The following is a 12,676-nucleotide window of genomic DNA, read 5'->3' as shown; positions in this document are numbered from 1 at the left end:
AAAGATAGCTCTTTTGCTATATAGTTGGGCGGCTGTAGATTAGTAGGACGATAAAATATTCCTTATCATCTCTATTTTCGTCGTTTATTTTTCGTTTAGTCTGAAGGAGGCGCGCAAGGCTAGGCTCCTGACGGGCCATTAATCTTTCTTAACTATTGGGGCTACTTTTCTTTCGAATATTTTTCCGTCATTGTATGTTTCAAAGTAAGAGTATGCATCTCCTGTTGAGGGGGCGCAGTAGGTTCCTTTCATAGCAGTAATTTCTAATTTCCCCTCCTTGCTAAATTTGTATTCTTCACTCCAGGTATCGCAGTTGCTTGAGGAGAAGCAGGTCCCTGAAATTCTTTTGTTTTTTTTCATCAATTGCAAGGCATGGAATGTTGCTTATCTCTTCGTTCTTTATGAAGCTCTTGCTTTTCCTGTCGAAAATAAAAGCGGATGACATCTGAGTCTGACCGGAGGGCGGATGTCTAATTATAATATCGGGTTGTCCGTCGAAGTTTATATCTGTGAATTCAATTTTTTCATTGTCTGAGAGATTTTCGAGTAGAGTTTCTATTTTGTTTTCGAATTTACCTGTGCAGTTATATGGTTTTGAATTCTTTTCGTCAGATGTGCATTGTTCAGTTGGAAGAGTTTTGGGGAGATATAAAATTGCAAATAAAGGCAGTATGTATCTCACTGTGTGCGTCTTTTTAAGTTTGTTTGATGTAAGAGATAGCCTGCTTTGGAAAGATTTGGCGATTTTCCTGTATTGTTGTTTGTTAGTTGTCGGGTTGGGCTATCTCCGCTTCCATGTCAGCACAAGTCTCTTGGGGTTGTAGGATCTTTTTATTATCGATTTTCTGTATGCAGATTGGTCTCTCAAATGTTCCTGTCATGTTTCTGCAGTGTTGGCTGTTGGACGTATCATATATGCACTGGGTATCCGAAAATATTAGCTCTAGCCCCGAGGGAATGAGGTCAATTTCTTGGTCCTTGATTACATAGATAGTTTTGAACACCGAACCGCCAGACAGTGTGATGTTTACATAAGTCTCATCATTTACCGGGGTCGATGCTACGGGTATTGATCCAATGCTTTTTGCAATCTTTCCAGTTTCAGATTTGATAAATATATCGTTCTGTGCATTTAATCCTAATTCGTCGCCTGATGGGCCTGCAAATATTACAATACCTTTATTTGGTATTTTGTAGTATGTGTATGTGGAGCTGCAGTCTTTCTCTGTATCAATTATTGTTGTTGATTCTTGCTTTATGTTTATGCGGGTCATTCGCTCACTATTTAAATGCTCTACACATACAGCCTCCATGATTGAGGGAGATGCCTGAGCAATCGTGCTAACTAATAGAAGGTTGACCAGGAAGTATTTGGCGAAACTCATGGTGTCTCTCAATGGAAATAAGTCTCTCTTGGTCATTCAAGCCTGTGTCTTGGGGGTTAATGGCTTTTGAAATTTATCGTTTTTATGATCTTTATCAGATCATCTGCGAAATTCTTATCTATATTTGGGGTTGGCTCTTCATTTTCGGATGTTCCAATTAGTACAGCTCCTTCATGAACTAAGCAAAAGCGAATCTGGTCATAGTTTTCTTTTCCTTTCTGTTTATGAAGAACTAGAACGCCCTCCCAGTTGTTCTCGGATAATCGCTGAAAAATATAACTATTATCGCCTGCCATACTAGGCTTGATTACGAATCTTCCGTTTCTGAAATCTGCTGGGCACTTTAAGGAGTTAGATTCTAATATCTCTCTATATTCGGGGAGTAAGTCATCATCGTTGGTAATGGAAAATGGAAAATTTTCCTTGCTTTCACACATTAACCCGAACCATTTCAATTCAGGGTTTCCTGGATTTTTGAAAGCCCAATCGTACCCTGTTGCTGATTCTGCTTGCCATAAATATGGGGTAGAATTCCTATTAATCTTAGATGGTGCCTCATAGATGACTATATCTGGGTCATCGTATTGGGCGTGTTGGTGGTCACCTAATGAAAGCGAGTATGAACAGTCTCCCTGCTTAGTTTCGATTACACTTGGTCCTGAAAAATCTCTCACGTCTTCCAACCGGTTTCCTAGTGAAACCGTGTGCTCAGGGGTGGAAGCGATTGCTGTGCTGATGGCCCCCGTTGTTGAGATAAATAAAACTATGCAGTTTCTGGTTTTCATAGTCGCCGTCAAGTCAAAATAGGTCGAGATTATTGATTATGGCTTTCTCAAATAGCTAGGTCCGGATAAAGGGGCGATATATCGTTTTTCTTGAGTTTTGAAATTTATTAATTATTTATTTTTATGTCAGATAATATCTGAGAAATTGTTGTGGCCTCTGAGTTTTTTAGTGTGCCAGTCTCTGAGAAGGAGAAAGAGAAGCAAGTTGTGACACGGTTGTTTGGGCATATATAGAAAAAATCAGGGGCCAATGTTTTCTGGTTGTCGCCAAAACTTGAGTTTGTATACGCTATGGTACCTTTCCAGTTCTGTCCGATTATTGGCTTTTCCCAATTCACTATCCGGTAGTACCTACCTCCAGAATCTTCGTTTTCAATTTCTGCTGCAGCTGATGGACTGGTAGTCTCTTCTGAGGCTTCGAAAGGTTGCCTTGAATTCTCAAGGCATGAGAATTTTAAAAGTCCGATTTTTGTTTTATCTTTTGTTTTTATATGAACTTCTGATGTGTATATTATTACTCCATTTCTTGTTTCTTTTTTGGGTGGGGATGATATCTTTTTTAGCTTGCCTCCAATGCTGTAATTGCAGTAGTTATCTTGTTCCGTTTTTGTTTCAAAATTATCTTCGCCTCTGCATAAGGTAGGAATTAATGCGCTGGCTATAAAAAAACCTAAAAAAGCTGCAGATTTCATTGGGTCTCTCTCCTTATGTAATCTTCTGGAGTGTCCGAGAGGGCGTCCGTGGTCGTACCGAATGTTGGTCTATCCGCTAGGACTATTAGGGCATTAATAAACGCTGTGGATCTATCTACTAACCCATTCATGTTCGGAGATGGGGATCCTGTTGTTGATGGATAGTTAACAGCAGTGGCACAGTTTGTAAAAGATTGGTTGAAATACCAAGTCTTGATGCCTGCATTGGTCTGTATTGTTCTGCGAGAGTTTGTAGCCGGAGTGTCTGCGTATAGGTTGGTATTTCCAACTAGTGGCCTGTCAGGGTTGCTGGCGGTTGGAGCGGACTTATTTGGCCATACCCAGTATGCGCCGGCGCTATGGCACGCGTGTCGAGATGTTTCTCCAATTTCATTACGCCAAGCTATTTCGTTTGCGCTGGCAGGTACTACAGGTGTTCTTCCGAGGAATTTAAAGTATTTATAATAGTTGTTGTTGCCATTGCCCAGATTACCATTGGGGTTGGTTAGTTGGAGCAGTCCGCGACCGTACCATCCTGAGTGGAGTGTCGGCGAGTTTCCATTTGATTCCTTCATATATCTGAACCAACCTGTCTCCTGGGTTGAGTTTCCAAAGAAACAGGCTTGCCTCATCGGAGTTGTTATTAAAAATTTTTGCAGGGATTTGTTGATCTCTAAAAGGTGTGTGTTTATGAAGTTTATGGCATAATTTATATTCGGTTGCTCCCAGACTCCATGCGTGTTTGAGTTATGTGAGCCAGGCTTTCTTATTATGTTCTTGGGAATTATTTGAGTTAATTCTTTCTTACTAAGCCAGCCGCATTTCCTAAATACCTGAATAAAATATCTTGGTGGGAAATGCCAATGTTTTTTTATCACTTGGTCCAGATTGACATTTTTCCAAAACGCCAAAGCTTCCTGATGCCTCTTGAGCTTCCCGTACTGGTCTGATGTCAAGGGGCCTCCTTCTGCTACTTTCTGAAGCCAGCCATAACGGTCATCAAAGTCATTGGCACTCCACTCCGTGGGAAACTTGCAGACCAGTCGCCTGATGCGCGACTGGGTTTCGCTGCTAGTCAACCGACTCATGTTCAGAGTGCGCTCCCTGACATAACGCTCGGATAGTTTCTTCTGTTCGTCTGGAGAGAGCGCATCGTATGCGGGCGAAGTCGCGATGCTTACGGCATCGCCGTTATCCGCTACCACTTTTCCTTCGTCCAGGTTGAGCAGGTTGCGGATGAAGGCCGACTGGCAATGGCTGTCTTTGTCCGTGTCGTCATCTACAAGGTACCAACCCTGCCAGTGGGGGAAGTCGGCATCGCTGAACTTGGTGACGGTGGGGGCGTTCAGGTTTACCCAGGCACCGCGGCTTTCTTCCCCGGATTTGCCCGGGACCTTGATCTGTCGCCAATGGGCTGCATCGGTGGGGCGCAGTATGTCCGGCCCGAGGACGCGGCCGAAGCGCAGCAGTTCATACCCGGCGCTGGGGCTTTGGGGATAGAGCGTTGAGGCTTTGCTGTAGAGGTTGTATTCGAAATCAGCCTCCTCTTCCTGCGTGCCTATGACGTCGCCGGAGAGGTAGTACGAAGTCAGCTTGCACTGGCCTTTTTCGTAGCTCATACGCACGAAGATGCCGTGCTGTAGTTGGGAGGCCGCAGCCCACTCATACCCGTCCGGAGTGACTTGGGCTGGAGCACTTTCCGTGGAGGTGGCGCCTTCTTGCGTAGTGGCTGCTGGCATGGCGGGGCAGCGGTAGGCTACCGCCGAGGTATTTTCCGCCTGGGTGCGATTGGTCGGGGGCGCCGAGTAGGCGAGAAGCTCGGGAGGGACGAAGAAATACATGTCGCCCCAGCAACTGTCCGTTCGTCCATTGCCGGACTGATAGTCGAGTTCGCGGGTGGTTCTGCCGGTCAGGTTGGCGATCTGGGTCTGGTCGGCGATGATCTCGAAATGAATGCGTCCCGCCTTGCCGTAGATCTTGCCGGCCTCGCCGATGCTGTCCTTGCGGTAGACCACCTGGCCCACGGAGGGATTGGCGAGGTTGATTTTCGACAGGTGCATGTAGATCGAGTAGTAAACGACCTTGGCGTTGTCGCCTTCGCCGATTTCGGTTTCATGCTTGAGGACGATACAGCCGTCATCGGTCCAGCCATCCATGTAATGCAATGGGTGTTCCGGGTTGCTGGATTCTTCGGTGGGTTTCCTGAAATAGACAACTGTGCCGTCGGCGATGGCCCTTACCGGTAGGGGGGCCCCAGCTTCCTGCGGGGCAGTGAGATGAATGCCGCCGTGCCAGTTCAGATCGAAGCTCAGGGGAAAGCCGCCATCACCCGGAATACCGCCCACCATGGCGCGGTCGAGGAAGGCTTCATCGCTTTCTCCCGCGATAGGGGCGGGAAGGAAGGGAGGGCTGATGATCATCTTGAATGGTCCTTATCCGTTAGTGCTCTCTGGCTCGTTCAAAGGGACATCGGGTACTGGCCGGTAGGTTTGGTCTCGCTCAGCGGATTGGCCAGCGCCTCGTCCATCGGCCCGCCGGCCTTGTCCGCATCCGCGGCGCCCGGTTGCAGGGGGGACTTGAGGGCGATGCCCGAACCGCTGCCCGGCGAGCCGCCGGCGTTGATCTTCGCCAGCGGGCCGAACACGGTGACGCCGCTGGCGTCGAGCTTGATGAAGCTGCCGCCGGCCTTGAGGGTCAGTTCCTGGCCGGCCTCGATCACCAGTTTCTGCCCGGCCTTGAGGTGGATTTCCCGGCCGGCGCGGGTCAGCTGGGCGTTGCCCAGGCGGATGTGTTGGTTGTTGGCTACCGCCAGGTGGTCGTCGAGCTTGGCTTCCACCTTGCGGTCGAGGTGGATGGTCTGGTGCTCCTCGGCCTTGAACTCGCTGTAGGCGTTGGCTTCCACGGTGTCGTGGCGCTTGTGGCCGACGCGGATCTTCTGGTCGTGCTCGATGTTTTCGTCCCAGTCGCGCTGGGCATGGATGAAGATCTGCTCCTGGCCCTTGCGGTCCTCGATGCGCAGTTCGTTGTAGCCGCTGCCGCCCGGCGAGCTGTTGCTCTTGAACAGGGTGCGGGTCTTGTGGGCCGGCAGTTCGTAGGGCGGCAGGTGCTCGGCGTGGTACAGGCAGCCGCTGACCAGCGGCTGGTCCGGGTCGCCTTCGAGGAAGTCCACCAGCACCTCCATGCCGACGCGCGGGATGGCCACGGCGCCCAGGGCGTTGCCGGCCCAGCCGCTGGCCACGCGCAGCCAGCAACTGGTCTTGTCGTCGGCCTGGCCCTCGCGGTCCCAGTGGAACTGCACCTTGACCCGCCCGTACTTGTCGCAGTGGATTTCCTCGCCCGCCGGGCCGGTCACCACGGCGGTCTGGGTACCCAGCACCCGCGGCTTGGGGTGGGCCAGCGGCGGGCGGTAGTGCACGTCCCAGGGGGTGGCGAGGAAGCGGTTGCGGTAGCCCTGGTGGAAGTCGTCCTGGCTGTCGGCGGTGTCGCTGGTGATGGACTCTTCCAGCACCTGCGGCTGCCTGCCTTCGTGCCGCACTTCGGTGAGCAGCCAGAGGTCGTTCCATTCGCCGCGCGGGTGCTCGGACATTTCCAGGAAGTGGCCGCTGCTCAGGTTCGGCTGGTCGCTGCGGCCCTCGGCCTGGCGGTAGTCGGCGCGGTGCCTTTCCAGGCTGCGCTGACTCAGCAGCTTGCCGCGCTCGCGGTCGGTGAAGCGGCCGGGGTAGTCGTAGTCTTCCAGGTCCGGCTGGTCCTGCTCCTGCTGCGGCCGGTAGGCCGCTTCCATGCGCAGGCGCGGCTTCTGGAAGTCGTAGTCGCGGCGGGTCACGCGGCTGGTGCGGCCTTCCAGGCGCAGGACGAAGCCCTTGATCACCGGCTCGTCGGCCACCAGGCCGGTGTCGGCGATGTAGGGCGTGGGCTGGCCCAGGCGCGGGAAGGCGGTCTGGTCGTCGCCGAACACCAGCAGGTGCCCGTCGGGACTGTGCTCGAAGTGGTAGTGGAGGCCTTCCTCTTCGCACAGGCGCTGGACGAAGTGCAGGTCGCTCTCGTCGTACTGGGTGCAGTAGTCGCGCGGCGGGTAGACGGTGGGGCCGAGCTGGAAGCGGTAGGCGTCGGCGAGGATGCCGTGCTCCTCCAGTACCCGGGCGATGATCTGCGGCACCGTCAGCTGCTGGAAGATGCGCTGGTTGCTGCGCAGCGCGAGGTAGGCCAGCTGCGGCGCCAGGACCACCCGGTAGCGGGTCAGGCGCTGGCCGGCGTCGCCTTGCCCAGCCTGCTGGATCAGCCCGTGGACGCCCGGCCCGGCGGGGCTGAAGGCGAGGAACGCGGGCTTGTGCAGCAGGGCTTCCAGGTCGAGGCCGGGGCGTTCGCTGACCAGTTCCAGCTCGAAGCGGTAGGGTTGGCTGATGGCTTCGCGACCGTGGAAGCGCAGGACCTGGAAGTCGTGCTCCAGGCCGTCGAGGGTCAGGCTGAAGTGGGTCTGGTTGGCCGGGTTGAACATGCTCGGGCTCCCTGTTCGAAAGTCATCCGTTGCGCCACCGGAACCAGCGGCGCAGCCCCTGGGGTGGCAGTGTGTGGAACGCATCGCGCAGCTGCGCGACGCTGATCTGGCGGTCCGCTTCATTCAGTGCGAGTGCACAGCGCAGGGCCTGCCAGGCCGGGCGCGGCAGCTGCGCGGGAGGCGCCAGCTGTTGCTCCAGTTGCATGGCCTTGGCCTGCTTGGCGTTCAGGCGCCGGTACGGGTGGGTGCCGCACAGCAGTTCGTAGAGCACGCAGGCCACCGCGTAGAGGTCGCTGGCCGGTGACAGTGGCGCGCCTTCGAGCAGTTCGAGGGCGGCATAGCGTGGCGTCCAGGCGGCGATGCGGGCGCGGCAGAGTTTCGGCAGGCCGTCGAGCAGGCCATCGCGGGCCTGGCCCAGGCCATAGTCGAACAGGCGCAGCCCGTCTTCGCCGAGCATCACGTTGCTGGGCTTGAGGTCGCCGTGCAGCACGCCGCGCTCGTGGGAATAGGCCAGGGCGTCGAGCAGCGCGCCGGCCACTTCCCGGAACTCGTCCCAGGGCAGCCCTTGCGGGCGCTCGCTGAGCAACTGGTCGAGGGTCAGGCCGCGCATCAGTTCCAGGGTGATGAAGGCGCGCTGGCAGGCGGTGTCCACTTCGAAGCTGTGCAGGCGCACCACGTGCGGGTGGCGCAGGCGCATGGTCAGGGCGTATTCGCTGTAGAGCAGGGCGCTGGCGTCGGGGTATTCGGCGAACTCTTCGCTCAGTACCTTGAGCGCCACGTAGGGATCGGGATCGCCGAACTGCTCGCGCAGCAGGTCGCGGGCGCGGTACACGGCGCCCATGCCGCCGACGCCCAGCAGGCGTTCCAGGCGGTAGCGGCCGCCCAGCACTTCGGGGAGCGCCTGGGGGCTGAAGGTCGCCGTGGCCGGGGCCGGCGGCGGTTCGCTGCCAGCCAGCGGCACGGCGCGCTCCGGGTCGATGAAGGCGAAGTAGGTGAGGTTGCCGGCTTCGGCCTGGTCCGTGGCCATGCTCTGCTTGCTCATCGGCGGACCACCACGGCGGTGAGGTTGTCGCGGGCCATGCCCAGCAGCGCATGGTCGAACAGGCGTTCCAGCGCGGCAGTGGGCGAGGCCAGGCTGAGGGCGTAGCCCAGGGCTTCCTGGCTGACGTACTGGTAGAGGCCGTCGCTGCACAGCAGGAAGGCGTCGTCGGGGTAGACCTGCAGCTCGAGGATGTCGAGCGTCAGGTCGTCGCTGGCGCCAATGGCGCGGGTCAGGGCGTGGGCCGAAGGGTGCTGGCGGGCGTCCTCCGGGCTCAGGCCCTGTTCGTCGATCAGTTGCTGTTGCAGCGAGTGGTCGCGGGTCAGTTGGTACAGGCGCCCGCCGCGCCACAGGTAGCAGCGGCTGTCGCCGGCCCAGACGCAGGCGGCGCGCTGGCCGTCGAGCAGCAGGGCGGCGACGGTGCTGCCCATGATGCGCGAGGGCTGGTCGGCGGTGACCGTGAGTTCCTGGCCGAAGCGGCGATTGAGCCAGTGCAGGCACTGGCGCAACTGCTGCAGGCGCGCCTCGAAACCGCAATCGCCCGGCAGCGCGGCGATGCTTTCGACGATCAGCCGGCTGGCGCGGTCGCCGCCATGGTGGCCGCCCATGCCGTCGGCGACCACCCAGAGGCCGCGCTCCGGGCAGTCGAGGAAGGCGTCCTCGTTGCGCGCACGGACCTTGCCGGGGTCGGTGCGCGCGGCGCTGCGCCAGGGGCTGGCGGACGGCATCAGAGCGACACCGGCAGGCGGAAGCTGCGCAGGGTGCCGAGGTCGAACGGGTTCGGCGAGCGCTGCGCCAGCACCAGGTAGTTGGCGCGCAGGCCACTCAGGTCGGCCTTGAGCATCAGCACGTCGCGCCCGCTGTGGTACTCGGTGCGCATCTGGTCGAAGAGGCGGAACAGCGACCAGGGGCCGGTGTTCTTCTCCAGGCTCACGCGGCGCCCGCCGAGTTCCTCGAGGACCAGGCTGGTGCGGCCGTCGTCGGCGTCGGTGGGCCATTTGAAGGCCACCGGCACGATGGGGCCGTGGCGGTATTCCAACTGCTGGTCGCCGAAGCGGAAGTCGGCGCGGCTCAGGCTGGAGTCGATGGAGTAGGGCTCCAGCTTGAACTGCACCTGGGGCTCGGCCGGGTTGTCGGCGAAGAAGCTGCGGCGGATCGCCTGGGCGTAGCCCATCTGCTCGAGGAAGGCGCGCGACATCGGCAGGCTGTGGCCGTCGACGCTGCGCAGCCGGTAGTTGCCCGGATCGCCGCTGACGAAGGGCTGCAGGTAGCTTTCGAAGAAGCGGTCGGCGACGCCCTGGGCCTTGAAGAACTCGCGGAAGTCGGCGATGGCCACGTCGCTGCTGCTCTGCGGGTTGAACGGATAGCGCTTGTTGATGGCCTTGAAGTAGAAGCTGTACAGCTCGCTCTGGTAGCGCTGGTTGAGATAGATGTAGGCGTCGCCCAGCACCAGCGTCCAGCTGTCCTCGGCGAGCAGGGCCAGCCAGCCGCTGACCGGCTGCGGCAGGCGCGTGGCGGCGTTGCGCAGGTTGGCCAGGGCGTCGAGCTGGCCGCCCATGCGGTTGCGCGCCAGTTCGAAGGCGGCCTGCTGCGGTTGGCTGGCGCGGGCCAGGGCGGCCAGTTGCAGTTGCAGGTCGTTGAGCGCCTGCATCACCGGCGCCAGGTCGGCGGTGGGGCCGCCGTTGTCGTCGAGCAGGCGGTGCAGTGGCTCGAAGCGCCGCTGCATGGCTTGCCGCGCGGTATCCGGCAGGTTCTTGGCGAGGGCGTCCTGGGCCTGTTCGGCGGCGGCCGCCGCCATCTTGCCGACCTTGCCCAGCTTGCCGCCGGCATCGCTGGCCGCGCCGGCCGCCGCGGCGACGTCCCCGGCGTTGTCCGCCAGGCTCGGGATACGGGTGTTGTCGCGCACTTCCTGGAGCAGTTGCAGCAGCGGCGAGTTGGCCGCGGTGAGCCCGGCCACTTCGTCGGCGCCGCGGCCGGCGTCGACCACCGGTTGCAGGCGCACCTGGTTGACCGCTTCGCTCCAGTGGTTGGCGTAGTCGCGGAAGTACAGCTGCTGCAGTTCGACCATCAGGCGGCTGAGGTCCTGGCCGCTGAGGCTGCTGCCTTCGCCGAGCACCCAGTTGTCGCGGAGGATCTCGCGGACCATGGGCGTGCCCTGGGCGATGAAGTACTGCTGATAGCCGTTGCGGGTATACAGGCCGGGAATCACATAGTCGGTACCGGAGAACAGCGCGCCCTGCGGACCCAGGTGCTGGCTGAGGCGGTACTGCGGCAGGTCGCGAGCCTGTTCGCGGAGCACGCGGTAGACCACGCTGGCCAGGGATTCGGCGCGCAGCACCTGGCGTGCCTGTGCCACCAACTGGTCGTTTAGCGGGTGGACGAAGGGCAGTTCGAGCAGGCGTGCGAAGTGGCTACCCAGGCCGTTCTGCACCACGGCGTCGCCGCTGTAGCGCAGCGACCAGTCGGCCGCCAGCCAATCCTTGAGGAAGGCCGGGTCGCGGCGTTCCGGCAGGTTGAGCATCAGGTAGGCGCGCAGGCTGCCGAGCAGGCGCTCGCGGTCGCCGAGGTTGGCGCGGATCTGCCCTTCGAGGGTACGGGCGACGCGCGGCAGCAGCTGGCTTTGCAGTTCGCGCTGGTAGGCCGCCTGCAGTACCGGGGTGCTTTTCTCGCCCTGGTACAGGCCGCTGCGTTCGAGCAGCGATACATCGCCCTTGGGCGGGAATACCTGGCTGGCGGCATAGGCGCTGTCCAGCGCCTTGAGCGCGGCCCGGGCGTCGTCCTGCGGGGCCAGCGCGGCGTGCTGCTCCTGCAGTTGGCGGTCGATGTCGCGCACTTGCTCCAGGCGCCCGTGGTTGCTGGAGAAGCTGTTGGCCCAGAGCAGGCCGAACAGGCCGAGGACGACCAGGGCGGTGGCGTAGACCGCACGTTGTCCCCAGTTGATGCGGCGGCGCTCCTTGTGGTCGAGCCCGGCGAGGTCGGCTTCGGGGAAGATCACCCGGCTGAACAGGTGCTGGATGAAGCGCGAGCGGCCATTGCGCAAGGTCGGCAGGGCCTTGCTGGCGAGCCCGGCGTTGGCGCCGACCTGGGCGGTGCTGTTGTCCACTTTGGCGGTCAGGTGCGGCGCGCTGGTCAGGTAGAAGCCGCGCAACTGGGTGGCGCGCTGGTAGCGGTTGCCGGTGAAGGCGGTGTCGACGAACAGGCACAACAGCTCGCCGATCTGCCCGAGCTGGTGCGGGAAGTCGAGGATGCGGCCGCGGCGCTGGGTATCGCGCTCCTGGTGCATGCGCATGATGATCTGGCTGTGCAGGCGGCGCAGCAGTTCCTCGAACTCCTGGCGCAACACAGTGATATCAGTGCCGTTCTGTTCCTTGCGGAAGCTGGTGCCGAGCACCTGGTCGCTTTCCTCGCGGGACAGCTGGTCGAAGAATTCCTCGAAGCCGGCCAGTTTGTCGGCCTTGCTCAGCACCACGTACACCGGTACCTCGACGTGCAGGCGCTGGTGGATTTCCAGCAGGCGCGCGCGCACCTGGTGCGCCAGGAGGGTCAGTTCCTCCTCGTTGCCGCGCTGCAGCAGGTCCACCGGCAGGTTCACCAGCACGCCGTTGAGCGGGCGTGCGCGACGACGCTTGCGCAGCAGGTCGAGGAGAGTGTGCCAGGCGCTGCTGTCGACCTCGCTGGCCGGCTGCGTGAGGTAGCGCCCTGCGCTGTCGATCAGCACGCCGTGCTCGGCGAAGTACCAGTCGCAGTAGCGGGTGCCGCTGGTGTCGCGGGTCAGCTTGCGGTCGATACGGTTGATCGGGAACTCCAGGCCGGAGAAGTCCAGCAGGCTGGTCTTGCCGCTGCCCTGCGGGCCGAGCAGCAGGTACCAGGGCAGCTCCTGGCGCCAGCGCTCGCTGCGGCCGCGGTAGAGGCTGGAGACCTTGAGGGTGTGCAGGGCGTCCTTGAAACGGCTGCGCAGCTCGCGCTGCTCCTCGTCCATCATCTCTTCGCGGCGCAGGCGCTGCTGGCCATCTTCGCTCTCCTGTTCCTGCTTGCGCCGGCGCGTGCTGCGCCAGCTGACGAAGACCATGAACAGGCCCCAGGCCAGGAAGAGTACGGCGATGCTCAGCAGCCGCGCGCTGGCGCCGGCCCAGAACTTGTGGTCGTCCACCGCCAGCAGCGGGCCGGCGAACCACACCAGCAGGGCCAGCAGGAGCACCAGCAGCAGGCTCCAGACCCAGGTCCGGCGCAGGAAGGCGCCGGTCTTCTTGAGGAAGTTCTTCATTACACCAATCCCTGTG

The 12,676-nt window shown here is 59.4% G+C and carries 9 protein-coding genes; all 9 read right to left on the bottom strand.

Annotated elements, in window-relative coordinates; genetic code table 11:
* Nucleotides 1-295: 295 nt before the first annotated feature.
* Nucleotides 296-682: an XAC2610-related protein gene (locus IG194_RS09020; protein WP_141679693.1), complete on the bottom strand. Its 387-nt coding sequence runs from the start codon at nt 680-682 to the stop codon at nt 296-298.
* A gap of 82 nt (nt 683-764) precedes the next feature.
* The gene (locus IG194_RS09015; protein WP_141679692.1) at nt 765-1,385 is read right to left on the bottom strand and encodes a hypothetical protein; all 621 of its coding nucleotides are present in this window, start codon (nt 1,383-1,385) and stop codon (nt 765-767) included.
* A 56-nt stretch (nt 1,386-1,441) separates the two neighbouring features.
* Nucleotides 1,442-2,170, bottom strand: a complete 729-nt coding sequence (locus tag IG194_RS09010) for a hypothetical protein (protein WP_141679691.1) — start codon at nt 2,168-2,170, stop codon at nt 1,442-1,444.
* Between the two features lie 107 nt (nt 2,171-2,277).
* Nucleotides 2,278-2,862 (bottom strand): hypothetical protein, encoded by a 585-nt coding sequence (locus IG194_RS09005; RefSeq protein WP_141679690.1) that lies wholly within the window; start codon nt 2,860-2,862, stop codon nt 2,278-2,280.
* Nucleotides 2,859-5,282: a M23 family metallopeptidase gene (locus IG194_RS09000; protein ID WP_082996184.1), complete on the bottom strand. Its 2,424-nt coding sequence runs from the start codon at nt 5,280-5,282 to the stop codon at nt 2,859-2,861. The genes IG194_RS09005 and IG194_RS09000 overlap by 4 nt, the downstream gene beginning before the upstream one ends.
* A 38-nt stretch (nt 5,283-5,320) precedes the next feature.
* Nucleotides 5,321-7,357 (bottom strand): type VI secretion system tip protein TssI/VgrG, encoded by a 2,037-nt coding sequence (tssI, locus tag IG194_RS08995; RefSeq protein ID WP_058487488.1) that lies wholly within the window; start codon nt 7,355-7,357, stop codon nt 5,321-5,323.
* A gap of 22 nt (nt 7,358-7,379) precedes the next feature.
* Nucleotides 7,380-8,399, bottom strand: a complete 1,020-nt coding sequence (locus IG194_RS08990) for a serine/threonine-protein kinase (protein WP_225617191.1) — start codon at nt 8,397-8,399, stop codon at nt 7,380-7,382.
* The gene (locus IG194_RS08985) at nt 8,396-9,124 is read right to left on the bottom strand and encodes a PP2C family protein-serine/threonine phosphatase (protein ID WP_058487487.1); all 729 of its coding nucleotides are present in this window, start codon (nt 9,122-9,124) and stop codon (nt 8,396-8,398) included. The genes IG194_RS08990 and IG194_RS08985 overlap by 4 nt, the downstream gene beginning before the upstream one ends.
* Complete coding sequence (tssM, locus tag IG194_RS08980) at nt 9,124-12,660, bottom strand: type VI secretion system membrane subunit TssM (protein WP_058487486.1); 3,537 nt, start codon at nt 12,658-12,660, stop codon at nt 9,124-9,126. Before tssM ends, IG194_RS08985 begins: the two co-directional genes overlap by 1 nt.
* Between the last annotated feature and the right edge of the window lie 16 nt (nt 12,661-12,676).

Origin of the sequence: Pseudomonas sp. ADPe (genome assembly GCF_014843515.1) — a bacterium.
GTDB classification, from domain to species: Bacteria; Pseudomonadota; Gammaproteobacteria; order Pseudomonadales; family Pseudomonadaceae; genus Pseudomonas; species Pseudomonas citronellolis.
Note: the sequence above shows the minus strand (reverse complement) of the source record. Positions and strands in the feature narration are given on the sequence as shown.